The organism is Paralimibaculum aggregatum, from assembly GCF_030270585.1.
GTDB lineage: Bacteria > Pseudomonadota > Alphaproteobacteria > Rhodobacterales > Rhodobacteraceae > Thermohalobaculum > Thermohalobaculum aggregatum.
This window is the reverse complement of record NZ_BSYI01000022.1, coordinates 1-26076: the sequence shown is the minus strand read 5'-3', so window position 1 is coordinate 26076 and position 26076 is coordinate 1. Positions and strand designations below refer to the sequence as shown.

30 protein-coding genes are annotated in these 26076 nt (G+C 73.4%); 24 read left to right on the top strand and 6 right to left on the bottom strand.

The window, feature by feature from the left end; genetic code table 11:
* Genes QSJ97_RS14225 through fliF form a run of 3 tightly spaced genes read right to left on the bottom strand, consistent with a single transcriptional unit; the run spans nucleotide 1 to nucleotide 2698 of the window.
* On the bottom strand, nucleotides 1–342 hold the full coding sequence (locus QSJ97_RS14225) for a FliM/FliN family flagellar motor switch protein (RefSeq protein ID WP_434220921.1): 342 nt from the start codon (nucleotides 340–342) through the stop codon (nucleotides 1–3).
* Nucleotides 339–1070, bottom strand: coding sequence for a hypothetical protein (locus QSJ97_RS14220; RefSeq protein WP_285672443.1), 732 nt, complete (start codon nucleotides 1068–1070; stop codon nucleotides 339–341). Before QSJ97_RS14220 ends, QSJ97_RS14225 begins: the two co-directional genes overlap by 4 nt.
* Nucleotides 1070–2698, bottom strand: coding sequence for a flagellar basal-body MS-ring/collar protein FliF (fliF, locus tag QSJ97_RS14215; protein ID WP_434220920.1), 1629 nt, complete (start codon nucleotides 2696–2698; stop codon nucleotides 1070–1072). Before fliF ends, QSJ97_RS14220 begins: the two co-directional genes overlap by 1 nt.
* A 141-nt stretch (nucleotides 2699–2839) precedes the next feature.
* Between fliF and QSJ97_RS14210 the strand changes: the two genes are divergently transcribed.
* The 10 genes from QSJ97_RS14210 to QSJ97_RS14165 all read left to right on the top strand — a co-directional run bounded on the left by QSJ97_RS14210 (nucleotide 2840) and on the right by QSJ97_RS14165 (nucleotide 11282).
* Nucleotides 2840–3373 carry a flagellar basal body-associated FliL family protein gene (locus QSJ97_RS14210; protein ID WP_285672441.1) on the top strand — a complete coding sequence of 178 codons (534 nt, stop codon included), beginning with the start codon at nucleotides 2840–2842 and terminating at the stop codon, nucleotides 3371–3373.
* Between the two features lie 9 nt (nucleotides 3374–3382).
* Nucleotides 3383–4108: a hypothetical protein gene (locus QSJ97_RS14205; protein ID WP_285672440.1), complete on the top strand. Its 726-nt coding sequence runs from the start codon at nucleotides 3383–3385 to the stop codon at nucleotides 4106–4108.
* Nucleotides 4105–4734, top strand: a complete 630-nt coding sequence (locus tag QSJ97_RS14200) for a MotE family protein (protein WP_285672439.1) — start codon at nucleotides 4105–4107, stop codon at nucleotides 4732–4734. Before QSJ97_RS14205 ends, QSJ97_RS14200 begins: the two co-directional genes overlap by 4 nt.
* An 82-nt stretch (nucleotides 4735–4816) precedes the next feature.
* The gene (motA, locus tag QSJ97_RS14195) at nucleotides 4817–5683 is read left to right on the top strand and encodes a flagellar motor stator protein MotA (protein WP_285672438.1); all 867 of its coding nucleotides are present in this window, start codon (nucleotides 4817–4819) and stop codon (nucleotides 5681–5683) included.
* Nucleotides 5683–8076 carry a hypothetical protein gene (locus QSJ97_RS14190; protein WP_285672437.1) on the top strand — a complete coding sequence of 798 codons (2394 nt, stop codon included), beginning with the start codon at nucleotides 5683–5685 and terminating at the stop codon, nucleotides 8074–8076. Before motA ends, QSJ97_RS14190 begins: the two co-directional genes overlap by 1 nt.
* Nucleotides 8069–8788: a flagellar hook-basal body complex protein gene (locus tag QSJ97_RS14185; protein WP_285672436.1), complete on the top strand. Its 720-nt coding sequence runs from the start codon at nucleotides 8069–8071 to the stop codon at nucleotides 8786–8788. Before QSJ97_RS14190 ends, QSJ97_RS14185 begins: the two co-directional genes overlap by 8 nt.
* A 27-nt stretch (nucleotides 8789–8815) precedes the next feature.
* Nucleotides 8816–9601: a flagellar basal-body rod protein FlgG gene (gene flgG / locus QSJ97_RS14180; RefSeq protein ID WP_285672435.1), complete on the top strand. Its 786-nt coding sequence runs from the start codon at nucleotides 8816–8818 to the stop codon at nucleotides 9599–9601.
* On the top strand, nucleotides 9601–10017 hold the full coding sequence (flgA, locus tag QSJ97_RS14175) for a flagellar basal body P-ring formation chaperone FlgA (RefSeq protein ID WP_285672434.1): 417 nt from the start codon (nucleotides 9601–9603) through the stop codon (nucleotides 10015–10017). Before flgG ends, flgA begins: the two co-directional genes overlap by 1 nt.
* A complete protein-coding gene (flgH, locus tag QSJ97_RS14170) occupies nucleotides 10014–10763 on the top strand; it encodes a flagellar basal body L-ring protein FlgH (protein WP_285672433.1) in 750 nt (249 codons plus the stop codon). Before flgA ends, flgH begins: the two co-directional genes overlap by 4 nt.
* A gap of 9 nt (nucleotides 10764–10772) precedes the next feature.
* Nucleotides 10773–11282 carry a flagellar basal body-associated FliL family protein gene (locus QSJ97_RS14165; protein ID WP_285672432.1) on the top strand — a complete coding sequence of 170 codons (510 nt, stop codon included), beginning with the start codon at nucleotides 10773–10775 and terminating at the stop codon, nucleotides 11280–11282.
* A gap of 122 nt (nucleotides 11283–11404) precedes the next feature.
* Here the strand turns inward: QSJ97_RS14165 and QSJ97_RS14160 are convergent, their stop codons facing one another.
* The gene (locus tag QSJ97_RS14160) at nucleotides 11405–12106 is read right to left on the bottom strand and encodes a flagellar hook assembly protein FlgD (RefSeq protein WP_285672431.1); all 702 of its coding nucleotides are present in this window, start codon (nucleotides 12104–12106) and stop codon (nucleotides 11405–11407) included.
* A gap of 18 nt (nucleotides 12107–12124) precedes the next feature.
* The gene (fliK, locus tag QSJ97_RS14155) at nucleotides 12125–14161 is read right to left on the bottom strand and encodes a flagellar hook-length control protein FliK (protein WP_285672430.1); all 2037 of its coding nucleotides are present in this window, start codon (nucleotides 14159–14161) and stop codon (nucleotides 12125–12127) included.
* Nucleotides 14162–14284: 123 nt separating this feature from the next.
* Here fliK and QSJ97_RS14150 point away from each other — a divergent pair, with 123 nt between their 5' ends.
* The 6 genes from QSJ97_RS14150 to QSJ97_RS14125 all read left to right on the top strand — a co-directional run bounded on the left by QSJ97_RS14150 (nucleotide 14285) and on the right by QSJ97_RS14125 (nucleotide 18361).
* Nucleotides 14285–14608 (top strand): rod-binding protein, encoded by a 324-nt coding sequence (locus QSJ97_RS14150; protein WP_285672429.1) that lies wholly within the window; start codon nucleotides 14285–14287, stop codon nucleotides 14606–14608.
* On the top strand, nucleotides 14605–15006 hold the full coding sequence (locus QSJ97_RS14145) for a hypothetical protein (protein WP_285672428.1): 402 nt from the start codon (nucleotides 14605–14607) through the stop codon (nucleotides 15004–15006). Before QSJ97_RS14150 ends, QSJ97_RS14145 begins: the two co-directional genes overlap by 4 nt.
* A gap of 223 nt (nucleotides 15007–15229) precedes the next feature.
* Nucleotides 15230–16594 carry a flagellin N-terminal helical domain-containing protein gene (locus QSJ97_RS14140; RefSeq protein ID WP_285672427.1) on the top strand — a complete coding sequence of 455 codons (1365 nt, stop codon included), beginning with the start codon at nucleotides 15230–15232 and terminating at the stop codon, nucleotides 16592–16594.
* Nucleotides 16595–16683: 89 nt separating this feature from the next.
* Entirely contained in the window at nucleotides 16684–17076 is a 393-nt protein-coding gene (flaF, locus tag QSJ97_RS14135) for a flagellar biosynthesis regulator FlaF (protein WP_285672426.1), read from the top strand.
* Nucleotides 17076–17516: a flagellar biosynthesis repressor FlbT gene (locus QSJ97_RS14130; protein ID WP_285672425.1), complete on the top strand. Its 441-nt coding sequence runs from the start codon at nucleotides 17076–17078 to the stop codon at nucleotides 17514–17516. The genes flaF and QSJ97_RS14130 overlap by 1 nt, the downstream gene beginning before the upstream one ends.
* Entirely contained in the window at nucleotides 17513–18361 is an 849-nt protein-coding gene (locus QSJ97_RS14125) for a DUF1217 domain-containing protein (protein ID WP_285672424.1), read from the top strand. Before QSJ97_RS14130 ends, QSJ97_RS14125 begins: the two co-directional genes overlap by 4 nt.
* Before the next feature lie 27 nt (nucleotides 18362–18388).
* Here QSJ97_RS14125 and QSJ97_RS14120 read toward each other — a convergent pair whose 3' ends face one another.
* Nucleotides 18389–19768 (bottom strand): FliI/YscN family ATPase, encoded by a 1380-nt coding sequence (locus QSJ97_RS14120; protein WP_285672423.1) that lies wholly within the window; start codon nucleotides 19766–19768, stop codon nucleotides 18389–18391.
* Between the two features lie 78 nt (nucleotides 19769–19846).
* Here QSJ97_RS14120 and QSJ97_RS14115 point away from each other — a divergent pair, with 78 nt between their 5' ends.
* Genes QSJ97_RS14115 through flhB form a run of 8 tightly spaced genes read left to right on the top strand, consistent with a single transcriptional unit; the run spans nucleotide 19847 to nucleotide 25943 of the window.
* Nucleotides 19847–20248: a FlgB family protein gene (locus tag QSJ97_RS14115; protein WP_285672422.1), complete on the top strand. Its 402-nt coding sequence runs from the start codon at nucleotides 19847–19849 to the stop codon at nucleotides 20246–20248.
* A 4-nt stretch (nucleotides 20249–20252) separates the two neighbouring features.
* Complete coding sequence (locus QSJ97_RS14110) at nucleotides 20253–20645, top strand: flagellar basal body protein (RefSeq protein WP_285672421.1); 393 nt, start codon at nucleotides 20253–20255, stop codon at nucleotides 20643–20645.
* Nucleotides 20646–20689: 44 nt separating this feature from the next.
* Nucleotides 20690–21007, top strand: coding sequence for a flagellar hook-basal body complex protein FliE (fliE, locus tag QSJ97_RS14105; protein WP_285672420.1), 318 nt, complete (start codon nucleotides 20690–20692; stop codon nucleotides 21005–21007).
* Between the two features lie 22 nt (nucleotides 21008–21029).
* Nucleotides 21030–21299: a flagellar biosynthetic protein FliQ gene (locus QSJ97_RS14100; protein WP_285672419.1), complete on the top strand. Its 270-nt coding sequence runs from the start codon at nucleotides 21030–21032 to the stop codon at nucleotides 21297–21299.
* A gap of 1 nt (nucleotide 21300) precedes the next feature.
* The gene (locus QSJ97_RS14095; RefSeq protein WP_285672418.1) at nucleotides 21301–21987 is read left to right on the top strand and encodes a lysozyme family protein; all 687 of its coding nucleotides are present in this window, start codon (nucleotides 21301–21303) and stop codon (nucleotides 21985–21987) included.
* Nucleotides 21988–21996: 9 nt separating this feature from the next.
* Nucleotides 21997–24072: a flagellar biosynthesis protein FlhA gene (locus tag QSJ97_RS14090; RefSeq protein WP_285672417.1), complete on the top strand. Its 2076-nt coding sequence runs from the start codon at nucleotides 21997–21999 to the stop codon at nucleotides 24070–24072.
* The gene (locus tag QSJ97_RS14085; protein ID WP_285672416.1) at nucleotides 24073–24852 is read left to right on the top strand and encodes a flagellar biosynthetic protein FliR; all 780 of its coding nucleotides are present in this window, start codon (nucleotides 24073–24075) and stop codon (nucleotides 24850–24852) included.
* Nucleotides 24852–25943, top strand: coding sequence for a flagellar type III secretion system protein FlhB (gene flhB / locus QSJ97_RS14080; protein WP_285672415.1), 1092 nt, complete (start codon nucleotides 24852–24854; stop codon nucleotides 25941–25943). The genes QSJ97_RS14085 and flhB overlap by 1 nt, the downstream gene beginning before the upstream one ends.
* Nucleotides 25944–26076 lie beyond the last annotated feature (133 nt).

Below are 26076 nucleotides of genomic sequence, written 5' to 3'. Positions count from 1 at the left end.
TCAGAACAGGTCGGTGACATCGACGATCTCGGTGAGCCGCACGCCGAGCCGGCCGCCGTCCTCGCCGAGCTCCTCCAGCTCGCCCCGGGCGATCACCCGGTCGCCGATCATGATCTCCACCGGGTCGTCGACGCGGCTCGAGAGCGGCAGCACCATGTCGCGGCGCATCGCCAGCAGCTCGCCGATCACCGGCCGGGCCTGGCCGACCGAGACGACGATGTCGACCGGTACCGAGAAGATGGCGCGGCGATACTGCCCCTCCGGGCTGGTGTCGCGCTGGTCGAGGAACGGCGGCTCGCCCTCGGGGCCGGCCGCATCGGTGTGGTCGCTCGGATCGCTCATTCTCGTCTCTCCTCTTCGGCCGGCGCCGGATCCGGGGACGGACCGGCGGACGGATCTGGGGTCGGCGGCCCGTCTGCCGGGCCGAGCGCGGCGCCGAGGCAGGCGAGCGCCGCCTCCGCGAGGCGGCCGGCGTCGAACTCCGCCCCGCCATCGGCCCAGGCGAGCTCGGCCCGGCCGGGAGGCACCGCCGGGTCGGGCAGGGCGACGACAGCCGGCCCCCCCGCCCCGGGCCGGTCGTGATCGGCCAGCAGCGCGGCGACCGCCGCCTGCTCCTCCGGCGCGAGCCTGAGGGTCAGGCCGCGCAGGCCCCCGCTTCGCGCGATGGCCAGGCTCGCAGCCGCCACCTCGCCGGGAAAACCCGTGCGCGCGAGATGCGGCACCGCCTCGGCGGCGGCCCGGCCGAACCGCGCCGCGGCATCGCGTTCGGCGGCCTGCTGCAGCGCCGCCGCATCGCCGGCGCGGTGCACCAGCGCCTCCACTGCCGCGGCGAGGCGTGCCGCCGCGGCCGCGGCCTCCGCCTCGGGCGAGGGCGGCGCGGGCGTCTCGTCCGGAGGCTCCCCGGCATCCGGCGCCGGCACCTCCGGTTCCGGTGGCTCGGCACCGATCGCCATCGCCGCGGGCGTGGAGACCGCCGCGGGAGCATCCGCAACCGCCGGCGGGGCGTCGCCCGGCACCGCCGCGACCGTGTCGGGCCGGTCGAACCGCTCGAGGGCCAGGCGCCGGGGCATCAGGCGGCCTCCTCGTCGGTGCTGCTCAGCCAGTCCTTCAGCATGGCGAGGGTCTGCTCCTGGTTCTCCGCCACGGCGAGGCGCAGGTTCTCCACCGGGCTGAGCTCGGGCACCTCGCCGGATGCCGGGCCATCCGCCTCGGCGCTGCCGGACAGGCCGCCGGCAAGCGCGCCGGCCGCGGTCAGCGCACCGCTCTCCGGCCTGCCGAGGGCCACCGCATTGCCAGCCGGGCTGCCATCCGGGTTGACCGTGAGCATCTCCTCCTCCGGCACCGGCTGGCGGGTCAGCACCGGGCGCACAACGGTGAGCCCGAGCACCACCGCCACCGCCGCCAGCACGGCGATCTGCACCAGGGTGAGAGCGTTGCGGTCGAAGAAGCGCAGCACCGGGCTGGCCTCGACCAGCTCGCCGGGCGTGGCATCGGGCTGGAACGCCATGCTCTCGACGGTGACGATGTCGCCGCGCTCGGCGTCGTAGCCGATCGCCGCGCGCACCAGCCCGCGCAGCACCTCGAGCTCCTCCTCGGGCCGCGCGGCCCAGACCGGCGCGCCGCCTTCGCCCTCCGAGACGATGCCGTCGACCAGCACCGCGACGCTGATCCGCCGGATCGCACCGGCCTGGCGCACCCGCTCGCGGCGCAGCTCGGAATAGTCGTAGTTGACACGCTCGCGCGTCTCCGAGCGCGCGCTCTGGCGCTGGGCGCCGGCCTCGGCATCGCCCGCCGGCAGGTTGCTCGCCACCGTGACATTGCCCGCCGCGCCCTGGCTGGTATCGGTGAGCTCCTCGTTGTCGAGGCTCAGGGTCACCTGGCTCTCGGGGTCGATCACCGTCTCGACCACGGTCTCGGCCTCGCGGTCGGTCTCCACCGTCACGCTGACGCGCGCCCGGTCGCGGCCGACGCGGGCGGCGATCAGCTGCTCGATCTCGGCCTTGAGGCGGGTCTCGCGCTCGGCCGCGGCGGTGTCGCCGTCCTTGGCGCCGTCCTCCGATCCGGGCGCGAGCACGATGCCGGCACGGCTGTCGATCACCGCGACCTGCTCCGGCGCGAGATTGGGCACCGAGAGCGCCACGAGATAGCGCATGGCGCGCGCCTGGGCCTGGGTCAGCGCGCCGCCCGCCATGGTGACGGTGACCGACGCCGTGGGCGGCGCGCTCTCGCGCGCGAAGGGCCGCCGGCTCGGCACCGCGATATGCACCCGCGCCGCGCGCACGCCGGGGGCGGCAAGGATGGTCCGGGCGAGCTCGCCCTCCTTGGCGCGCCAGAAGGCGGCGTTGAACATGTCCGCCGTCGCCGAGAAGCCGGAGAGCGAATCGAGCAGCTCGTAGCCCGCCTGGCCCTGGCGCGGCAGCCCCTCGCGGGCCAGCGAGAGGCGCACCCGGTCGCGCGCGCCCTCGGCCACGTAGATCGCGTCGCCCCGCACCTCGGAGACCACGGCCAGCTGCTCGAGCCGGCCGACGACCTCGCCCGCCGTCGCCGGATCGAGGCCGCTGTAGAGCAGCGCCATGGCCGGCCGCGTGGCGAGCTGTGCCAGCGACAGCACGGCGACGAGACTGAGCACCCCGGCGCCGACGAGGACGAACCGGCGGCGCAGGTCGAGCGCACGCCATGTCTTCAGCAACTGATCCATTCTGAATCACACCGCGGGCGGTGCCTGCTCCCAGCTTCTTCTGCTTGCGAGACGAGACTGCGCCGGCGAGCCTTAAGAATGGGTTTAGGGAAATCGGGTTAGGGCAGGACTGCGAACAGAAGCGATCGCGGAGCACGAGCCATGACCGATGCAGCGGGCCCTGACGAAGCCGCGCCCGAAAGGCCCAGGAAGGGCGGGAAGACCCTGCTGATCGCCCTGCCGGTGGCGGTGCTGCTGGGCGGCGGCGCCTTCTATGGCGTCTATGCCGGCCTGGTGCCACTGCCGTTCGGCCAGCCACCGCCGGAAGGCCCGGCGGCAGCGGCGGGCGAGGCCGCGGGCCCGGATCCGATCGAGGCCGAGCTGGTGGCCGGGGCGCTGCCGGCCTTCGTGCCGCTCGAGCCCATGGTGATCTCGCTCGCGCCGGAGGCGGCGGCGCGGCATCTCAAGCTCTCGGTGCAGATCGAGGCGGATCCGGCCCTGGCCGATGCCGTGAGCCAGCTCCGCCCGCGAATCGCCGATGTGCTCAACACCTTCATGCGCGCGGTCGAGCCGGCGATGCTCGAGCGGCCGCGCTCGATGGCGCGGCTGCGGGCGCAGATGCTCCGGCGCGTCCAGCTGGTCGCGCCGCCGGGCGCGGTCCGCGACGTGCTCATCCAGGAATTCGTGCTGAACTAGGAGACGGCGATGCAATTGGTGGCCGATGGTCTGTTGATCGCGACGGCGCTCGCCGCGGCGGTCTATTGTCTGGTGCTGAGCCGCAGGCTGCGGCGGCTCACCGATGCCGAGGCGGGGATCGGCGGCCAGATCAAGGCGCTCAACGCCGCGCTCGAGGAGACCCGCTCGGGTCTCGCCGAGACGCGGCGCGGCGTGGCGGAGGCGCGGGCCGCGCTGCGCAACGAGAAGGAGGCGATGGCCCGCGACATCGAGGCGGCGAAGACCGAGCGCGCGGCGCTCACCGCCCTGCGCAGCCGGGCGCTGGCGGCCCAGGCCTCGCTCGAGGAGATGCTGGCAGGCATGCCGTCGGCCGGCCAGCCGGCGCGGCCGGCAGACGAGCCCGCCGATGACGCCGGAGCCGACGCCGCGGCGGAGCGGAAGCGCCCGCCGACCCCCGAGGAGCTGGAGGACTGGGAGGTCAGCGACCTCTTCGGTGCCGACCAGGCCGAGCCCTGGCAACCGGTGGTTTCGCCCAGCGGCGCGAGCGGTCCGGCGGAGCCGATGGCCGGCCAGGCCGCGGCCGAACCCGATCCGGCGCAGCCCGCGCCCGGGATCGCGGGCGCGGCCGATCCGCCGGAGGCCGAAGGCGCCGCCGCCGAGGTTGACGAGACGATGCCCCGGGCCGAGCCGGTGCCTGCCCGGCCCGCCCCGCGGGCCGGTGGTTCGCCCCTGCGGGTCGAGAGGATGAGCCTGTGACACCGTCGCGGATCCGCTCCTCCGGCGCGCTGGCGACCCTCGCCATGGGATTTCTCGCCTCGGCGCTGCTGCGCGCCGGCGATGTCGTCGCCGCGCTGCCGGTCGAGGACGGGTTCGGCCGCCAGCTCCCCCTGCGGGCAGAGCGCGAGGCCCCTGCGGCAGAACCCGATGCACCGGCCGATGCCCCCGCCCTGATCGCCGAGCTGAAGGCCCGGCGCGACGCGGTGCGCGCCCGCGAAACCGCGCTGGCCGACCGGGCGCAGGTGATCGAGGCCATGGAGGCGCGGCTCGAGCAGCGGCTGAAGGAGCTCGAGGCGGCGCAGCGCCGGCTCGAGGAGACCGCGGTGCTCGTCGACGACGCGGCCGGGCGCGACGTGCGCCATCTCGCCGAGATGTATGCGCAGATGAAGCCGAAGAACGCGGCGGAGATCTTCGACCAGATGCCGCCCTCCTTCGCCGCCGGCTTCCTCGGCCGCATGGAGTCGCAGCAGGCGGCGCTGATCCTCGCCAACATGGCGGCGGAGAAGGCCTTCGCGGTGAGCATCCTGCTGGCCGGGCGCAATGTCGGCCGCGGCGAGGACGGCACTCTCGGGGCCGCCGGATCCGGCCCGCCCGCGCCGCGCTGAGCGGCGTCCTCAACCTTCCATTAAGCGTACCCGGGCTATCGAGGACCGGTGCGATCGGCAGAAGCGGGAGCAGGCGGCGTCCATGGGCAGCATCATCGGCATCATCGTCGTCATCGTGATGGTCTTCGGCGGCTATCTCGCGGCGGGCGGCAAGCTCGCGATCATCCTCCAGGCGCTGCCCTTCGAGTTCATGATGATCGGCGGCGCCGCCACCGGCGCCTTCGTGATCGGCAATGACGGGCCGACGATCAGGCACACGCTCAAGGATCTCGGCCGGGTCTTCAAGGGCGCCAGCTGGAAGCGCGAGGACTATCAGGACCTGCTCTGCCTGCTCTTCACGCTGGTGCGAATCGCCCGCCGCGACCCGGTGGCGATCGAGGCGCATGTCGAGGCGCCGGAGGAGAGCCCGGTCTTCCAGGCCTATCCGAGGATCCTCGCCGACAGGGGCGCGGTCGACATGATCTGCGACACCATCCGCATGAGCATGATGAACTACGACGATCCGCACCAGCTCGAGGACATGCTGGAAAAGCAGCTCGACGGCCGGCTGCACCACAACCTGCACTCGGCCCATGCGCTGCAGGTGATGGCCGACGGGCTGCCGGCGCTCGGCATCGTCGCCGCGGTGCTCGGCGTCATCAAGACGATGTCGGCGATCGACCAGCCGCCCGAGGTGCTCGGCAAGCTGATCGGCGGCGCGCTGGTCGGCACCTTCCTCGGGGTGTTTCTCTCCTATGGCCTCGTCGGCCCGTTCGCGAGCAAGGTGAAGGCACTGGCCGAGGCGGACCACAAGTTCTACGAGCTGATCCGCGACACGCTGGTCGCCAACCTGCACCGGCACAGCCCGCAGATCTGCGTGGAGGTGGCGCGGCAGAACCTGCCGAAGGCGATGCGCCCGAGCTTCGACGAGCTCGAGACCGCGCTGAAATCGGTCCCGGAGGCCGCCTGATGCGCCTGCTCGCGGGCCTCCTCCTGATCGCCTCGGCGGCCGGCGCGCAGCCGGTGGAGACCGCGCTCCTGCCCGACCCGTCGGGTCCGGCCAGGCTCACGCTGGCGCACTGGCCGGAGGGCGGCTGGGTGCTCGGGCAGAAGGGGCGGCAGGTGGAGATCCGCTTTCCCGGCACCGCGCTAGACATCGACCTGGCGGCGCTGGACCGGCTCGGCCCCGACTGGGCGGCGCGGCTCGCCGGCGCCGAGACCGCGCTGGCGGCGGGCGACACGGTGCTGCGCCTCGATCTCGCCTGCGCCTGCGGCGTGGCGCTCACCGGAGATCGGGAGGCCCGGCTCGCCATCGACATCATCGGCCCCGCGCTGCCCCCCGGGCCGGCGCTGCGGGCCCGGGGGCCGGCGCCGATCCGCGCGCCGCACCCGGTGCCGCGCCTCGACCCGGCGGCAGAGGCGCCGATCCGGCAACGGCAGGCACCGATCCCCGACGATCTCGCGGCGACGCGGGACCGGCTGGTCGCCCAGCTCGAGCGCGCCGCCGCGGCCGGGCTGATCACGCTCGACGGGCAGCTTCCCGGGCGGAACGGCACGGCGGACCGGCCGGCGGCGCCGGAGACCCCGGCACCGGACCCGGGCGCTGCGGACCGCCGCGATGATCCGCCGGGCGCGGAACCGGCCGGTACCGCGCCGCCACCGGAGCCGGCGGCGGATGGGGAGCCCGGCGCGCCGGAGATGTCCCTCGCGGACCGGGGACGCGAGAGCCCGTCACCCGCCCCGCCCGTCGCAGCCGCCGACCGGCCCGGCCCGGCCAGCCGCGCGCATCAGGCGACCGGCCGGCGCGACTGCCCGACGGCCGCGGCCTTCGCCCTCCCGCAGCCGGTCCAGGGAAGCGACTTCATCGATGCCCTCGCGGCGCTCAATTCCGGGCTGCTCGGCGAGTTCGACCGGCCCGATCCCGCCGCGGCCTTTCGCCTGGCCCGGTTCTACATCGCCCATGAGCTCGGCGCCGAGGCGCTGACGGTTCTGGCGAACTTCGGCCCGGCGCCCGGGGCCGGGCCGGAAATTCGCGACGAGGCGCTGCTGCTCGCGGCGCTTGCGCGCGCGATCGACGGGCTGCCCCAGTCCGCCGGCAGCCCGCTTGCCCGAAACTGCCCCGGCCCGCACCGCCTCTGGCAGGCGCTCGCGGCGGCAGCCCCCGGGCCGGCACCGGCGCGCCTGTCCTCGTCCGGCGAGGCGGAGCGCCTTGCCGCGCTCGAGGCGCTTCCCGATCCCCTGCGCGGTCACCTCGCGGTCCGCCTCGGGCTCGCTGCCGCCGGCGCGGAGGACTGGGCCGCCGCCCGCGCCTATCGCAGCCTCGCCCGCCGGGGCGACCGCGCCGGCCGGCGCCCCGGCGCGGCCCGGCGGCTTCTCGATGCCCGGCTGTTCCGCCAGTCCGGCGAGACCGACGCCGCGCTGCGGGAGCTGCGCCGGCTCTGGGCGGCGGGTGGCCCGGAGGCCGCCGAAGGGCTGCTCCTGCTCGCGGAGATGATAACCGCCGGCGAGCTGCCGCCGGCCGAGGGCGGAGACCCGGCCAACACCCACCGTCTCAGGCTCGATCTCGGCGCGCTCGCCTTCATCGAGCGCGGCAGCGCGGCCGGCGCCAGGGCGCTCGTGGCCGAAGCGAGGCTGCAGGCCCTGGCCCTCGGCCGCACCGCCGCGCTGGACCTCCTGGCGCTCGGGCGCGACGACGGCAGCCTGGGCGAGACCGGCCATGCCGCCGCCGTGGCGCAGCTCGCCGAAACCGTTCCGGACAATGCGGAGGACATGCCGCTCGCGCTGCTGCATGCCCGGCATCCCGAACGCTACGCCGCGGCGCTTGCCGAGCCGGGTTTCCGGACCGCGCTGGCGCGCTCCTATGGCGCGATCGGGCTGCCGGCGCGCGGCGAGGCCCTGCTCTCGACCGGCGATCTGGCCGATCCCGAGCTCGCCCGGGCGCTCGCCCGCGCCCATCTCGGCGCCGATGCCCCTGCCGATGCGCTCAGGCTCGCGCGGCAGCTGCCGGCGGATGCATCGCGGGCGGAGATCGAGGCGGCGGCGCTGGCGGCGCTGGGCCGGCCCGCCGAGGCGCTCGCCGCGCTCAGGGGCGCGGATGCCGGCTCGCCCGAGGCGCTCGCGCGGCTCGCCTGGCAGGCCGGGGACTGGGGCACGGCGAGCGACGCGCTCGCGATCATCGCCGCGGCATCGCCGGACGACGGCACCCGGGCCCGGCTCGCCCTCGCGACCCGCCGCGCCGGCCGCGCGCCCCTGCCGGCCGGGGACGGCGACCCGCCGGCGCCGACCACCGCCGATGTGGAGCGCTATCTCCAGGCGCTCCGCCAGGAAACCGCCGCGATCAGGGAGATGCTCTCGGATGGATGACAGCTTCTACTATCTCGCCGTGAACCGGCAAAGCGGCCTCAAGGCCGAGATGGCGACGATCGCGAACAACATCGCCAATCTCGACACGCCGGGCTTCCGGCGCGAAGGCATGATCTTCTCGGAATACGTGGTTGCGGCGGAGCGGGGCGACAGCGTCTCGATGGCCGATCTCGACGCGCGCTTCGCCAGCGACCGGCCGGGGCGCCAGAGCATCACCGCCGGTGCGCTCGACATCGCGATCGAGGGCGAGGGCTTCTTCGTGGTCGAGGATCCGCTCGGCCTGCGGCTCACCCGAGCCGGCGCCTTCCAGCGCTCGGAGGAGGGGCTGCTGGTCACCAGCGCCGGCGATACGGTGCTCGACGCCGGGCTCGCGCCGGTCTTCGTGCCGCCAGAGGGCGAAATCGCCATCGCCTCCGACGGCACCGTCTCGGTCGACGGGCAGGAGCAGGCCCGCATCGGCATCTTCACCGGCCCGCAGGAGGCGCTGACCCGGTCCGGCGACACCGGCTTCCTGGTGCCGGCGGAGGCGATCACCGCCGTCGAGGCGCCGAAGCTCCGCCAGGGCGCGCTGGAGGGCTCGAATGTCGACCCGGTGCTCGAGATCGCCCGGATGATCGAGGTGAGCCGCGCCTACGAGCAGGCGCAGCAGCTGATCCAGGATGAAGACGACCGCATCCGCGAGGCGATCGACCGCCTCGGCCAGCCGGTCTGACCCGCCAGTTCCAGAAGGAGTTCCCGCATGCAAGCGCTCAAGATCGCCGCGACCGGCATGGCCGCACAGCAGCTGCGCGTTACCGTCACCGCCAACAACATCTCCAACATGAGCACGACCGCCTTCGACCCGCGGCGCGCCGAGTTTGCCGACCTGCACTACCAGCAGCTGCGCACCCCCGGCGCGATCACCGCCGCGAGCGGCGAGATCCTGCCCTCGGGGGTGCAGCTCGGCCTCGGCGTGCGCCCGGCCGCGGTCTCCATGGAGGTCCGCCAGGGCGCCTCGCGCGAGACCGGCGGCGAGCTCGACATCGCCATCGAGGGGCAGGGCTATCTCGAGATCGAGCTGCCGAGCGGCGAGAGCGCCTATACCCGGGACGGCGCGCTCAAGGTCTCGGCCGATGGCGAGCTGGTGACCTCGGAGGGCTATGCCATCGTGCCCGCGGTGACGCTGCCCGAGGATGCGCGCGAGATCGTCATCAACGCCGATGGCACGGTCTACGCCCGCTTCGAGAACCAGGTCGAGGTGCAGCAGATCGGCGAGCTGACCCTGGCCGCCTTCATCAACGAGAAGGGGCTCGAGGCGATCGGCGACAACCTGTTCCGCGAGACCGCGGCCTCCGGCGCGCCGAACCCGGGCGAGCCCGGCGTCGACGGCCGCGGCCTGCTGCGCCAGGGCTATCTCGAGGACAGCGGCGTCGATGTCGTGGCGGAGATCACCGAGCTGATCGAGGCCCAGCGCGGCTACGAGCTGAACTCCCAGGTGCTGAAGGCGGCCGACGAGATGCTCTCCACCACCTCGAGGCTGCGGTGATGGCCGGCCGCGCGCCGCTGCCGCTGGCCGCCATGCTGGCCCTCGCCCTGGCCCTCTCGCCGGCCGCGGCGGCGGAGGTGGTCGCCGCCCGCACCCTGCGCCCGGGCGTGGTGCTCGCGGCCCCGGACCTGCGCGGGCCGGAGGCGACGGTGCAGGCGCTGGTCGGGCTCGAGGTACGCCGCGCGATCTATGCCGGGCGCCCGGTCGCGCCCGGGGATCTCGGGCCGCAGACCCTGGTGCGCCGCAACGCGATCGTGCAGATGCTCTATGCCTCCGCGCGGCTGGCGATCCGCACCGAGGGCCGCGCGCTCGATGGTGGCGGCGCCGGCGAGCGCATCCGCGTGATGAACCTCGCCTCCCGGCAGAAGGTGATCGCGGTGGTGCGCGGCCCCGGCATCGTCGAGGTCTCGCCATGAGCCGCCGCGCGGGTGCCGTCGCCCTCTCGTCGCTGCTGCTGGCCGCCGGATGCGCCGGCCAGCTCGACCATTTCGGCCGCCCGCCAAGCCTGACGCCGGCTGGCGCGCCGGAGCCCTCGGTGCCCGCCCCGGCGCCGCAGCGTGTCGCGCTGGTGCCGCCGCCGCCGCCACCGCCGGCCACCGCCGCCACCGCCTCTCTCTGGCAATCCGGCCCGAGCTCGCTCTTCGGCGACCGGCGCGCCCGGCGCCGCGGCGACATCGTCACCGTGGTGGTGCAGATCGACGACGAAGGCGAGATCACCAACACCACCAACCGCAGCCGCAGCGGCTCCGAGGCGAGCTCGGTCTCGGCCTTTCTCGGGCTGCCCTCGGTGTTCGACACCATCCTGCCCAACGGCGCCTCGCTCTCGCCGGGGATCTCCACCGAGGGCGAGAGCGCGAGCAACGGCTCGGGCACGGTCAACCGCGAGGAGGAGATCACCTTCCGCCTCGCCGCCACGGTCGAGCAGGTGCTGCCCAACGGCCATCTGGTGATCCGCGGCAGCCAGGAGGTGCGGATCAACTTCGAGCTGCGGGACCTGCAGATCAGCGGCATCGTGCGCCCGGAGGACATCTCGCGGCAGAACGTCATCACCTCGGACAAGATCGCCGATGCCCGCATCGTCTATGGCGGGCGCGGCCAGATCACCGACCTGCAGCAGCCCCGGATCGGCCAGCAGGCGGTCGATCTCGTCATCCCGTTCTGAGAGGCCGCCATGAAAGCCGTGATCGCGCTCCTGCTCATCCTGGTCTTCACCGGCGTCGGCGGTGCGCTCGGGCTGTTCCTCAAGCCGGCCGGGCCGGCCGGCGATCATGCGGCGGGGCCGCCGGACGCCACCGACGGGCCGGCTCCCGATTCGGCGATCGGGCTCGAGGGGGAACGTCCGCCGCCGAGCTATGTGAAGATCTCGCGCCAGATCATCGTGCCGGTGGTCGAGGGCGGCACCACCCGGGCGCTCATGGTCTTCGAGATCGCGCTCGACGTGCCGGCGCAGCACCGCGAGGCGGTGTTCGAGCGCGAGCCGCGGATCCGCGACGCCTTTCTGCGCGAGCTGTTCGAGATGTCCTATACCGGGGCTTTTCTCGAGACCTACACGAGCGACCGGGTGATGGAGGAGCTGCGCCAGAAGCTGCTCGCCGCCGCACGCCTGCATCTCGGCACGCGCATCACCGATGTGCTCATTCTCGACGCGCTGCGCCAGGAAATGGCGCCGCACAGCCAGTAGTCCCGATCCATCGGAGAGGTTCGAGCCCGGTGCCGGCCCCGCACCGCCCGCTGCCGGGCCGCATCGGGCGCACTTCGGGCGGGATGCGCGGCCTGGCCGGATCGGCAGGCCGGCGCGCGGGCCTATTCGGGATCCCGCGGCGCGCGCAGGGCGGCGATCTCCGCCGGCGTCGCCGCACCGCCATCGGCAAACTCGATCACCGCGCCGGCATCGGTCCCACGGACCCCGATGATCTGCCGGTAGATCGTCGCGGCACGCTGGTCGAGCAGCGACTCGCCTGAGAAATAGCCGATATCGATGGTGAGCTCCCCCGTGGCGACGGCCCCGGCGGCATCCTCGCCGGACCAGCTGGCCATGCCCCCGGTGTTCGGATCGAGCGGGATCGTGGCGATCGCGACACCGTCCGGCCGCCGGATCGCCGCCACGGCGCTGTCGGCGCCCGGCATCGCGGGATAGCCGAACTCGACGGCCTCCCCATCGGCACGGAAGCTGCCATCGGTGAGGCTGGCCTGCTGCCCGATCCAGCCGGCATAGACCGCTGCCGCCTGCGCATCGCCCTGATCGGTGATCTCGTCCAGCCGCCGGTTCGTGCCGATCAGCTGCTCGACGGTGGAGAAGCTCGCGAGCTGGGCGACGAACTGCGTCGAATCGAGCGGCTGCAGCGGGTCCTGGTTGCGCAGCTGCGCGGTCAGCAGGTTAAGGAAACTGGTGAAATCCGCGCTTGCCGTGGCCGCAGTCTCGGCGGTGTCGGCCGCCTCTCCGGCCTGTGCCTCGGGCGCGGCGGCAAGCTGCGGAAAGAGCGGCGCGTTGGCGACGATGTCCATCAGGTAACTCCCTCGAAACTAGAGGCGCATGTCGAGCCGGTCGGACCGACCGCCGGCTTGCGAGCCGGCGACGGCCGGCTGCAACGTTTCGCTGTCGCCGGCAGCGGGCAGGGCCTGCTGCGGCTCGAGCCGCTGGCCGCCATGCCGCCCGCCACCGGAGAAGCGCAGATCGATATCGGCAAATCCGGCGTTCTGCAGCTCCTGCAGGAGGATCTCGCCATGGCGCCGCATCAGCTCCGCCGTCGGCTGGCGCTCGGCGAGCAGCGTCGCGCGCAGCCCCTGATCGGCAATCTCGAGCGAGACCTCGATGCGCCCGAGCTCGGGCGGATCCAGCCGCAGCTCGACCCGCCCCGGGGCCTGTTGCGCCGCGATGGCGGTGGCGATCTGCGGCGCGACCGCACGCGCGATCTCCGCGCTGCCGGAGACCGCTGCGGCGGCCAGTGGGGCCGCCGCCGATCCGCCGGACGCGCCGATCACCTGGGCCGCACCGAAGGACAGGGGGCCCGGCTCCTCCGGAGCGCCGGTGAAACGGGATTGCGTGGCAGGCGCCGACGCGGCGTCCGCCCCGGATGGGATGGCGGGCGCGGCCGGCGGCATTGCCGGAGCCGGCGGGGCTGGCGCCGCCGCCAACTCGGGGCTGCCCCGGCCGCTGGCTGCGAGGTGTGCCCGCGGTCCGATCTCGGCCGTTTCCGAGCCTTTCAGACGGTCGGAGGCCGCACCCTTCACCGCCGGTGCGGCTTCCGCGGGAAGGGCGCGCATGGCCGGCAACGGGCCGGATCCTTCCGGAGCCGTGCCGGGTTCCCGGGCGGGCGGTGCCATGCTGGCGGAGGGCGGCGGCTTGGGACCTGCGGAAATCTGGAGCGCCGAGGACCCGGCATGGCCGGGCACGGCCGGTGCCGGGTTCGCCGAACCGGGCTTCGCGCGTATCTCGGCCTCGGTATCGGGAATCGCCGCTGTGCCTGTCTGTGCGGCCGCCGCGGCGAATTCTGGCAGCATTGCCGCACCCGAAGCCTTCGGCATGGTGGCCAAGGCCGGCTCCGGCGCTTGCACCGGCGCAGCCTGGGCATTGCCGGCGTGACCCGCCGTACCGCCAGACATCCCCGGGAAGACCTTTACCGGCTGGCCCTCCGGCCCTGCGATGGATGGCTGCGCCGCCGCCAACTGGACAATGGGCTTGCCGGCGACGGTTCCGGCATCGTCTCTCGTCACGTCCGGCGCCCCGCGCAGACCGGGGCTGGCCATTGCGGCCGGCTTTTCCTTGGCTGGCGCATTGTCAGCTGGCCCGGTCGCCGGGCCTGGCAGGGGCGCCGGAACGGCGGCGGCCACCGGAATCATCGGGCGGGTGGCCGCTGCAGCAGTCGCGGCGGACGCGGCCGGTTCCGGTTGTGCTGCAGGGGGGATAACGACGTCGCGCAGGCGGGCAACCGCGGCGGCGAAGGGCTCCGCGCCGCCCCCGGGCATCGGCTGCCAGGCGCTGCCCTCCAGCGCGTCCAGAACGGTGAGGAGCGGGGCCAACACCGTCCGGAGCGCCTCGAAGCCGGCCTCAAGTCGTGTTTCCGTCCCGAACTCCGCCGGCGCCGGCTCAAGCGTTTCGCCAATCGCGAGCAACCCGGATTCGGCCAGATCGAGCGCCGCCTCTACCCGCGCCGCCCCGTCCGGCACGGCGCGGTCGGCAGCATCGCCGCTTCCGAAGACCGCGCCGCGGATCTGCGCCAGAACCTCGGAAACCGCATCGAGCAATTCCGCCAGATCGTCAGCGCCCGCCGGCCGCGCCGGCCCGGGACCCGCCGGATCGCCGGGAGCGGGGCCGAACGTGATCTGCCCGGTCGTGCCGGGATGCGCGAACGCGGCGGTTGCCGTGCCAGCAGCGGCGGGACCAATGCCGCGGGCAGCACCGCCCAGCGCCGCGAGAATGCCGGGGAACCCCCCGGGCAGCGCCAGCGGCGCGCCGGCCGGAGCGCCTTCCGCACCGTCCTCCACGGCGGCAAGCCCCCCCGGATTCGGCGAGATGTCGGCCTGGTTGCGGCCGAGAAACGCGGCGAGCGAGAACTCCATGGCATGTCCTGTCAAGGTAACCCTTGCAGGAAGAGCTAAGGGAAATGGATTACCAATTGTTTACGCCGGCGCTGCTAGACCGGAGCCATGCCGAGTGGGGCAGGCCCAGTGCAGGAGGATGCAATGCCGGATCCCGTCGCCGCCGTCGCGCGCGCCGCGCAACCCGCCGTCGAGGCGCCCGGAGAACCGCCCGCAGGCCGCCCCGACCCGGCGCTGCGGCAGGCGGCGCGCCGCTTCGAGGCGGTGTTCCTCGCCGAGATGCTGAAGCATGCCGGCCTTGCCAAGCCCCCCGAACAGTTCGGCGGCGGCGCCGGGGAGACCCAGTTCGCGCCGTTTCTCGTGCGGGAATATGCGGAGGCGCTGGCGGCGCGCGGCGGCATCGGCCTGGCGGACCGGATCGGCGCCGCCCTCGCGGCCTCGGCGCGCCCCGGGCAGGGTGCGGAATGAGCCCGGACCCGCATTCCGGGGATAGCCCCGAAGACCGGCTGCAGGCGCTGATCGCCGAGGGCGGGCGGCTGCTGGGGGAGGAGCGGCAGGCGATCTTTGCCGGCCGTCTCGAGGGGCTTGCAGACATCGCCGCGGGCAAGCTCGCGCTGCTCGCCGAACTCGATGCCGCCATCGCCGGGGCGCCGGACGATCCTGCCCTGCGCGCCGCGCTCGACCGGCTGGTGCGCGAGGGCCGCCGCAACGAGAGGGTGCTGCAGGCGGCGCGCGCGGGCATTGCCGCCGCCCGCCGCCGGCTCGCCGCGATCGAGGCGACCCGGCGCGGCGACGTCGCCTATGAGCATGACGGCTCGCGGATCGTGAGCCGGGACGATGCCGCAGGAAAATCGAGCCGGGCCTGATCGCTTTACCAGGTGGCAATCTTTCGGTGGTTTTCTCACCTGCAGCGGCGGGAACGCCTGCAAGCCCGAACCCGGCGGCCGGAACGGCGGCGGGATCCCGGGCAGAAACGTCAGAAGACGCATTCGTGGCCACCGGTCTCGGTCGGCCTTCTCAGACTCCCGGAAAATCGGGACCCATCGGACCGCGGCGTGAAGCGCGTCGCACCCAGAGAGGAATGGTCTCATGACTGCCAGCATTCTCACCAACACCAGCGCCATGATCGCCCTTCAGACGCTGCGCCAGACCAATGGCGGCCTGGAGGAGCTCAACAACCAGATCTCCACCGGCAAGGAGGTCGCCAGCGCCAAGGACAACGCCTCGCTCTTCGCCATCGCGAAGGTGATGGAATCCGACGTCGCCGGCTTCCAGGCGGTCTCCGACAGCCTCGATCTCGGCCGCTCCACCGTCGCGGTGGCCTCCAACGCGGCGAACTCGATCGGCGAGCTGCTGAACGAGATCAAGGGCAAGATCATCGCCGCCAACGAGGACAATGTCGACCGCACCAAGCTGCAGAGCGAGATCGTCTCGCTGCGCGGCCAGATCACCTCGATCGTGTCCTCGGCGCAGTTCAACGGCCTGAACCTGATCGACGGCACCAATGACGGCGCCGGCGGCTTCTCGGTGCTCGCCTCGCTCGACCGCGACAGCGCCGGCGGGGTCACCACCTCGAACATCTCCTTCGACCCGACCAACACCAACCTCTCCACCGCCTCGGGAACCCTGCTGACGGTGACCGGTGGCGACTTCTCGGCCGGCACCGCGGTCGCCGGCTCGTCCTATGTGGTCGGCAACGGCGCCGGCACCCCGGCAGCGCCGGCAGGCGGCGACTTCGACCTCACCACCGGTGCCGGCACCCTGCGCGGCACCGGCGGCAACGATGCCGTCCTCGGCTTCGGCAACTACGACTTCCAGGTCGCGGCCACCACCACCGGCGGCACCACCGCGCTCGACCCGGTCACCGAGAAGACCGTGGCAGCCGATCTGGCGAGCGGCGCCGGCCTGCTGGCTGGCGATGTCTTCCAGGTCGTGGTCGACGGCATCAGCGCGCGCTACACCGTGCAGGCCGGCGACGACGAATCGGTGATCAACGTCTCGCTGCGTAACGAGCTGCTCGCCAACGGCCTCGACACCGACCGCGTGAGCATCGATCTCGCCGACGGCATCGAGTTCACCAACAACACCACCGAGGACATCTCGATCGCCTTCACCTCGCGGCGCGCCTCGGGCGGCCTCGCCGGGCTCGACACCATCGACGTCTCCGATGCGGCGGGCGCCGCGGCGGCCACCAACGCGATCGAGGGCTTCATCCAGAACGCCGTCGATGCGCAGGCCCAGCTCGGCACCACCGAGAAGCGGCTCGAGATCCAGGACGATTTCCTGTCCTCGCTCATCGACAGCTTCAAGTCGGGCATCGGGTCGCTGGTCGATGCCGATCTCGAGGCCGCCTCGGCGCGTCTCCAGGCCCTGCAGGCCCAGCAGCAGCTCGGCATCCAGGCCCTGTCGATCGCCAACCAGCAGCCGCAGAACCTGCTCGCGCTGTTCCGCTGATCGCTGGCGCCGGGTCGGAGCAGTGACGCTCCGGCCCAACCGGGCGGGGCCCTCCACGGCCCCGCCGTTCCAGGAAGGATACGACCGCGATGAGCCTCCACGCCGCGAGCACGACAGGATACGGCGCCGCGACCCGCGCTCTCGGAACCGAGCGCGATGTCGAATACGGCGTCTTCGGACAGGTCACCGGCCAGCTCACACGGGCGATGCGCGCCGACGCGCCGTTCGCCGAGCTCGCCCAGGCGCTGCATGCCAACAGCCGGCTCTGGACCGTGCTGGCCACCGATCTCGCGCATCCCGAGAACACCCTGCCCGAGAGCCTGCGCGCCCGGCTGATCAGCCTCGCCGTCTTCGCGCGCCGGCACACCGCCAGGGTCCTCGCCGGCGAGGACAGCGCGGCGGTGCTGGTCGAGATCAACACCACCGTGATGCGCGGCCTGCGCGGCCAGCCCGGCCCGATGGCGCGGGAGGCCGGTGCGTGATGGCCGGGCTCATCCTCAAGCTCCGGGCGCATGAGCAGATCCTCGTCAACGGCGTCGTCATGCAGAACGGCGAGCGCAACGCGCGGCTGATCGTTAAGACCCCGGATGCCAAGATCCTGCGCCTGCGCGACGCGATCGCGCCCGGCGAGGCCAACACGCCGGTCAAGCGCGTCTGTTACATCGCCCAGCTCGCCGTCGCCGGCGAGACCGACATCGCCGAGGCCAGTGCCCAGCTCGGCCGCGGCATCGCCCAGCTCCGCGACGCGCTGCAGGGGCATCCGGGCGCGGCCTGCCTGACCGAGGCCGCCGCCGCGCTCGAGGAGGACAATTTCTACGGCGTGATGCGGTCCCTGCGCCGGCTGCTGCCGCTCGAGGAGAAGCTGCTGGCCGCGCATCGGGGCGGGGCCGCCGCCTCCCGGCAGGCCGGGAGCGCGCCGTGACCGGTTTCGCGCCGATCGTCCCGCTCGGCGGGCTGGCGGGGTTCCGCTTCATCGAGCAGACCCATGACCGCCAGCTCGCCCTCTTCGAGCGCAGCCCGGAGATCCGGCGCGACATCGCGCATTTCGAGGAGAATGCCGGCCAGGTCGAGACGCTGGAGGACCTGATGGCCGACCGGCGCCTGCTCCGCGTCGTGCTCGGCGCCTTCGGGCTCGAGGAGGATCTCGACAAGCGCGCCTATGTCCGGAAGGTGATCGAGGAAGGCAGCCTCGACCCGCGCTCCTTCGCCAACCGGATCGCCGACCCGGCCTATCGCGCGCTTGCGGAGGAGCTCGGCTTCGGCGATCTCGGCAACCGGCTGATCCTCACCTCGGTCCGGGAGCGGATCATCGAGCAGTACAGGCTCCGCCGGTTCGAGAGCGCGGTGGGCGAGCAGGATGTCGATCTGCGCGTCGCCATGAACTTCCGGCGCGAGATCGGCGGGATCGCCGGCAGCGAGACCGCCGGGAGCAGCGGCTGGCTGCGGATCCTCGGCTCGCAGCCGATGCGGCGGGTGGTGGAATACGCCTTCAACCTCCCCGACCAGTTCGCGCTGATCGACATCGACCAGCAGGTGCTCGAGCTGGAGCGGCTGTCGCGCGCGCGCTACGGATCGGAAAGCCCGGCCGTGTTCAGCGATCCGGAGACCGTCGAGGATGCGCTCAACCGCTTCCTGGTGCGGGCACAGATCGAGAGCGGCAGCGCCGGCACCGGCACCGGCGGCGCCTCGGCCGCGGTGCAGATCCTCCGGGCCGGCGGCCTCGGCAGCGCCGCCGCCGCCGGGCTGTTCGCCTCGAACCTGCTCTGACGCCGGCCGGAGAACGGCCCGCGGATCCTAGACCCGGCCGATGCTGCGCGCCTCCCGCGGCCGTGCCGCAGGCGGAGCGTCCGGCTCCGGCGGCGCCATGAGCCTCGCCAGCAGCGCGAAGCCCTCGCCCGCCTGCGCGCCCTCGCTGCCCAGCGCCATGAACCGGTCGAGCTCGGGCCAGAGCCGCACCGCCTCGTCGAGCACCGGATCGCCGCCCGGCTGGTAGAGCCCGGCCTGGATCATCGGCTCGGCATCCTCATAGGCCGCGACGAGGCGCCGGGCCCGCGTCGCCAGCGCGGCCTCCGCCGCGGTCCAGGCGGCGGGCGCGGAGCGCGAGACCGACCGGCGCAGGTCGATCGCCGGAAATCGCCCGCGCTCGGCGATCGCCCGGTCGAGCACGACATGCCCGTCGAGCACGCCCCGCACCATGTCGGCCACCGGCTCCTCCATGTCGGAGCCCGCGACCAGCACCGAGAACACCGCCGTGAGGTCGCCCGGGCCGTCGGCGCCGGGGCCGGCGCGCTCGCACAGCGCCGCGATCTCCGCCGCGGTGGAGGGCGGGAAGGCGCGCAGCGCCGGGGTCTCGCCGGCGGCCAGGGCGATCTCGCGATGCGCCTCGGCGAAGCGCGTGAGCGAATCGAGCAGGCAGAGCACGTGCCGGCCGCGGTCGCGGAAATGCTCGGCCACGGCCAGCGTGAGCATCGCCGCCCGCCGCTTCACCAGGGCGCTCTGGTCGGAGGTGGCGGCGACGACCACCGCGCGCGCCATGCCCGCCGGCCCGAGCCGGTCCCGCACGAAATCGCCGACCTCACGGCCCCGCTCGCCGATCAGGCCGATCACCACCACATCCGCCTCGATCCCGCGGGCCAGAGCCCCCAGCAGCATCGACTTGCCGACGCCGGAGCCGGCGAACAGCCCAAGCCGCTGGCCGCGGCAGATCGGCAGCACCGTATCGGTCGCGGCCAGGCCGGTGCGCAGGCGCGGCCCGAGGCCCCGCCGCCGCTGCGCCTGCGGCGGCGCCCGCCGCAGCGCCGCACCGGTGCAGCCCTCCGGTGCCGGCGCGCCATCCGGCAGCCGGCCGAAGGCATCGACCACCTGGCCGAGCCAGCCATCGGAGGGCCGCGGCGGCGGCACCGCCTCGAGATAGGCCCGCGCCCCCGCCACCAGCCCGTCGCCCGCGCCCATCAGCATCGCGGTGACCCGCTGCTCACCGATCGCCACCACCTCGCCATGCAGCGGCGCCCGCTCCGCCCGGTCGATGCGGATCCCGTCGCCCAGCCGCGCCAGGGCGCCGAGGCCGGCGATGCGCACGACGGTGCCGTCCGAGCCGGTGACCCGGCCCCAGATCCGCGCCGAGGCGGGCAGCCGCGCCGGCTGCGGCAGCGGCCCCCGGTCCGGCGCGGTCACGACAGCCCCCTTCGCTCACCTTCCCTTAACCATGCCTGCACTAGAACGGCGGGGCACGTCACAGAAGTGAGGTCAGGCATGCTGGAGAAAATCTCAGTGCTCGCGAAGGCGTCGGACATGGCCCGCCATGCATCTGCCCGCCATCGCGTGATCGCCGAAAACGTCGCCAATGCGGATACCCCCGGTTACCGGGCGCGCGACCTGCGGCCCTTCTCGGAATTGGTTAACGCGGGTGGAGTTAACGAAGCGTTCACGCCCCGCGCCACGCGTCCGGAGCATCTGCTCGGGCAGGCCCCGGGCCGCCCGGCGGCATTCGAGCCCGTGGTCCGGGCCGACCGCGCCGCGCCCAACGGCAACTCGGTGAGCCTCGAGACCGAATCGATCATGGCGGTGGAGACCCAGGGCGACCATTCGCTGGCGCTCGGCGTCTATTCCAAGGCGGTGGACATCCTGCGCATCGGCCTCGGACGGAGCCGCTGATCCCATGCATGATCTCGTCCGCGCCATGAGCGCCGCCGCCTCCGGCATGGGGGCACAGTCGACCCGCCTCCGGCTGATCGGGGAGAACCTCGCCAATGTCGACACCCCCGGCTTCCAGCGCAAGCGCGTGAGCTTCGAGAGCGCGCTCGACACCGCCACCGGCGCCGAGACCGTGCGCGCCGGCCGGATCAATCTCAGCCCGGCGCCGGCGCGCGAATCCTACGAGCCCGGCCACCCGCTCGCCGATGCCCGCGGGATCGTCACCTATTCCAATGTCGACCCGCTGATCGAGATCGCCGACGCCCGCGAGGCGCAGCGGTCCTATCAGGCGAACCTCACCCTCTTCGACCAGGCCAGGCGCATGTATGGCGGCATGCTCGAGCTCCTGCGCCGCTGACCCCTGGCCCCCTGCGGACCCGATCCGGAAATCAGGAGACGGAAATGGACATCGAGACCAGCTTCGCGACCCGACTCTATGACAGCGCCCGCAAGCTCGGCGCCGACGCCGCCCCGCCTGCCGAACCCGGCGCGACGGTGGCCGAGACCGGCTTTGCCGAGACCCTGGCCCGCGCCGCTCAGGAGATCACCGAGACGCTGCAGCGCGGCGAGCAGGTGGCGGACGCGGCGATCTCCGGCCGCGGCGACGTGCAATCGGTGGTCGAGGCGCTGACCGCGACGGAACTGGCGCTGCAGACCGCGGTCACCGTGCGCGACCGGGTGGTCGAGGCCTATCAGGAAGTGCTGCGGATGCCGGTCTGAGGCGCGGCGGAGGCCCGGGGCGATGGATGGTCCGGCATTCGTCGCGCTGATGCGCGAGGCGATCTGGACGGCGATCGTGATCGCCGCGCCGGTGCTCGTGGTGGCGCTCGCGGTCGGGCTCGGGATCGGCCTGATGCAGGCGCTGACCTCGATCCAGGAGCTGACCCTGACCTTCGTGCCGAAGCTGCTCGCGATCGGCGTGGTGCTCTGGGTCAGCCTGTCGTTCATGACCCAGGGCCTCGTCGAGCTGTTCCAGGCGCAGCTGATCCCCATCGTCGCGGGAGGCGGATGAGATGCAGCGCGGTTTCGCCGCCCGCCTCGCGGGCATTCTCGGAATCGTCGCGGCGCTCGCCGGAGACAGCGCCGGCGCCCGCGCCGCACTCTGCCGCGAGGCCGCCGAGACCGCCGCGCGGCGCCACGGCATTCCGCCCGAGATCATGCAGGCGATCACCCTGGCCGAGACCGGCACCACGCGCGACGGGCGCCGAGGCCCCTGGCCCTGGACGCTCAACATCGAGGGCGAGGGCCGCTGGTTCGACAGCCGCCGCGAGGCCCTCGCAGCGGCGGAAGCGGCGATCGCCGCCGGCCGCCGCTCGACCGATATCGGCTGTTTCCAGATCAACTGGCGCTGGCACGGCAAGGCCTTCGACAGCGTCGCCGCGCTGCTCGAGCCCGCGGCAGGCGCCGATTATGCCGCGCGGTTCCTCAAATCCCTGCACGCGGAGGCCGGGAACTGGCTCACCGCCGCCGGCTGGTACCATTCGCGCAGCCCCGACCATGCCGGCCGCTATCGCGCGGTGATCGCGCGGCACCTGCGGCGCGGCGACGGCGGCGAGCCGCGGCTGGCCGCGGGCCGCGGTGCGGACCGGCCGGCGCCGCCCCGCGCCGCGCCGGTGGCCGGCGCACCGACTGCCGGCGGCGTCCGGCTCTCCCTGCTCACCCGCGCGGCCGGCGGGCTGCTGCGCGTCGCCGACCGCTGAGGGCCGGCCATGGACCAGTTCGACATCCGCGCGCTCTACCAGCCGACGGTGCTGCTGGTGCTGGCGCTGATGGCGGTCATCGTGATGATGATCCTGCCGATGCCGGCCTGGCTGCTCGACATCGGCCTCGCGGTCTCCTTCGCGCTGGCGATCCTGATCTTCACGGTCACGCTGTTCATCGAGCGGCCGCTGGACTTCTCCGCCTTCCCCACGGTGCTGCTCGCCTCGCTGATGCTGCGGCTCTCGCTCAACGTCTCCTCGACCAAGCTGATCATCGGCGAGGGCCATACCGGCACCGCCGCCGCCGGCGGCGTGATCGAGGGCTTCGCGATGTTCATCATGTCGGGGAGCCTGTTCCTCGGCCTCGTGGTGTTCGGCGTGCTGCTGATCGTCAATTTCATCGTGATCACCAAGGGCGCCGGGCGCATGGCCGAGGTCGGCGCGCGGTTCGCGCTCGACGGCATGCCGGGCAAGCAGCTGGCGATCGATTCGGATGTCGCCGCCGGTGCGATCAGCCACAAGGAGGCGCATGAGCGGCGCCGGCTCGAGCAGGAGGAGACGACCTTCTTCGGCTCGCTCGACGGCGCCTCGAAATTCGTCAAGGGCGACGCCATCGCCGGGCTGCTGATCACCCTGCTCAACCTGGTGATGGGCCTCGCCATGGGGCTCGCGGTGCATGACCTGACGCTCGGCGAGGCGCTGCGCACCTATTCGGTGCTCACCGTCGGCGACGGGCTGGTCAGCCAGATCCCGTCCGTCATCACCTCGATCGCCGCGGCGCTGCTGCTCTCCAAGGGCGGGGTGACCGGCTCGGCCGACAAGGCGCTGATCACCCAGCTCGGCGGCTATCCCGGGGCGCTGGCGACGGTGGCGGCGCTGATGGCGCTCTTCGCCTTCGTGCCGGGGCTGCCCTTCGCGCCCTTCATCGTCGGCGCCGCGGTGCTGGTGATCGCGGCGCTGCTGGCCGCGAGGGCGCGGGCGGCGGCGGAGGCCGCGGCCTTCGCGCCGGAGCCGGAGACCGAGGCCGCGCCGGTGCAGCGGCCGCTCGGCGATCTCCTCGATGTCGACGAGATCCACCTGCGCTTCGCGCCCAACCTGATCGGCGCGGTGATGGAGCCCGGCACCGGCCTCGAGAAGCGCATCGGCAACATGCGCCGCCACATCGCCAGCGAATACGGCTTCGTGATGCCGGAGGTGCGCCTCACCGACGACCCGCTGCTGCCGCCGGGCAGCTACTCGATCCAGATCCAGGGGGTGGAGGCGGCGCAGGCCGTGCTGAAGCCCGGCCATGTGCTCGTGCTGACCCGGCCGGACCTGCCGCTGCCGCTGCCGGGCGAGGATGTCGAGGAGCCGGTCTACAAGGCGCCGGCGCGCTGGATCGCCGAGCGCGACCAGGAGGAGGCGGCGGCGCTCGGCCTGCCGGTGGTCGCCCCCGGCGAGGTGGTGGCGACGCATCTCCTGGAGACCATCCAGGCGAATTTCGCGCGGCTCTTCACCCGGCGCGCGCTGCGCAAGCTGATCGAGGCCTTCACCAGCCCATCCGATCCCGCGCGGGCCGAGGCCAACCGCAGGCTGATCGACGAGTTCGTGCCCGAGAAGGTGCCGCATGACGTGCTGCAGACCGTGCTGCGCATGCTGCTCGACGAGCGCGTCTCGGTGCGCAACCTGCCGCTGATCCTCGAGGCCGCCGCCGAGGCCCGGGCGGCCAACATGGCGCCGGAGGAGATCGTCGAGCATATCCGCCGGCGCATCGCCTTCCACATCGTCTCGCGGCTCAGCGACAAGGAGGGCAGGCTGCCGCTGGTGCAGCTCGGCCCGGCCTGGGAGGGGCTCTTCGCCGAGCACGAGATCGAGGCCGGCCACGACATCGCGCTGCCGCCGGCGGAGTTCAACCGCCTCGCCGGCGCGGTCGGCGCGCAGCTCCGCCGCGCCGGCGAGAGCGGCGCCTTCCCCGCGGTGGCGACCTCGGCGAAGCGGCGGCGCTTCCTGCGCCAGGTCCTGGCCGCCAAGGGCATCCCCAACCCGGTGCTGTCCTTCGATGAGATCGGCAGCCATGCCGATCTCAGCCTGCTCGGAACCGCCTGAATGGGCCCGCTGGCGGAGATCTTCGCGGCCGCCGAGCTCCATGTGCTGACGGTGGCCGGCGTCTTCGCCCGCATCGGCGCCGCGGCGTTCCTGGTGCCCGGCCTCGGCGAGCGCACCATCCCGCTGCGCATCCGCCTCGCCGCGGCGCTGGCGATCACGCTGGTGCTGGCGCCGCTGATGCAGCCGCTGCTGCCCGCGACCCCCGCCGACGCGCCGGGAGTCGCGCGGATGATCGCGGCGGAGGCGGTCAGCGGCCTCGCCATCGGCCTCGGCTTCCGCATGCTGATCTTCGCGCTGCAGATCGCCGGCAGCGCCGCCGCCTATCACCTCTCGATCAGCCATGTCTTCGCCACCCCGGTCGCGGAGACGCCGGAGCCCACCATCGCCACCTTCCTCGCCATGGGCGGCACGGTGCTGGCGCTGAATGCCGGGCTGCACGTCCAGCTCGTCGCGGCGCTCGCCACGCTCTACGACGTGCTGCCCTTCGCCCGCTTTCCGGCGCCCGGCGATCTCGCCGCGCTGACCACCGCGCGGGTGGCGGATGTCTTCGCCCTCGGCATCGCCCTCGCGGTGCCCTTCATCGCGATCAGCTTCGCCTACAACCTCGCCCTCGGCGCGATCAGCCGGGCGATGCCGCAGCTCCTCGTGGTGCTGATCGGCGTGCCGCTGCTGATCGGGCTCGGGCTGCTGACGCTCCATGCCGCGCTGCCGGCGATCTTCGCGCGCTGGCTCGGGGCGCTGGCCGCGCTCTTCGCCGACCCGCTCGGGGGCATCGGCTGATGGCGGAGGGCGACACCGAGGCCCAGGAGAAGACCCATGACGCCACCCCGCGCCGGCTCGAGAAGGCCTGGGAGCAGGGCGACATCCCGCGCAGCCAGGACTCCCAGACCCTCGCCGCCTATGCCGGGCTGGCGCTGGCGCTGCTGCTCGGCGGCGGCTGGTCGGCGGTGACCCTCGGCGCGGCGCTGACGCCGGTTCTGGCGATGCCCGATGCGCTGGCCGCGGACCTGCTGGGCGAGGGGCGCGGCGCGCTGCTGCCGGCGATCCTCGGCCGGGTCCTGCTCGCCGCGGCGCCGGCGGTGCTGCTGCCGGCGCTGCTGATCGTCATGCTGCTGGTCGCCCAGCGCGGGATCACCGTGGCGCCGGAGAAGATCGCGCCGAAGCTCTCGCGGATCTCGCCACTGGCCAATGCGAAGCAGAAATACGGGCCGACCGGGCTGGTCGATTTCGCCAAGAACGTCGTGAAGGTCGGGGCGGTCGCCACCATCCTCTATCTCAGCCTCGCCGCCGCGATGCCGGAGATCGTCGCCACCCCGGCGCTGGAGGCGCGCGCCATCGGCGGCGTGCTGCACGACCGCCTCGCCGAGATCCTGACCGGGCTGCTCGTCGCCACCGCGGCGATCGCCTTCGTCGACCTGATCTGGCAGCGGCTGGAGTTCCTGCGCCGAAACCGGATGAGCCACCAGGAGCTCAAGGAGGAGAGCAAGAGCACCGAGGGCGATCCGCATCTGCGCGCCGCGCGCCGCAGCCGGGCGCGCGAGATCGCCACGCAGAAGATGATGCTCGACGTGCCCAGGGCCGATGTGGTGATCGCCAACCCGACGCATTACGCGGTGGCGCTGTCCTGGGATCGCGCCCCCGGATCGGCGCCGAAATGCCTCGCCAAGGGGGTCGACGAGATCGCGCTCCGCATTCGCGAGCTGGCCGAGGAGGCCGGCGTGCCGGTGCAGCACGACCCGCCCACCGCGCGCTCGATCCATGCGCTCGTCGAGGTCGGGCAGGAGGTCCGGCCGGAGCACTACAGGGCGGTGGCCGCCGCGGTGCTGTTCGCCGAGAAGCTCCGCGCCGAAGCCCGCGCGAAGCGGCGGTGAGGCGATGTCGGAGCGGCTCTCACGCCTCGCCCGCGCGATCGCCGCGCAGCGCCGTGCCGACGAAGCCGCGCTGGCCGCACGGATGGCCGAGGCCCGCGCCGCCCGCGACCGGGCGGCGGCGCTGAGGGCCGCG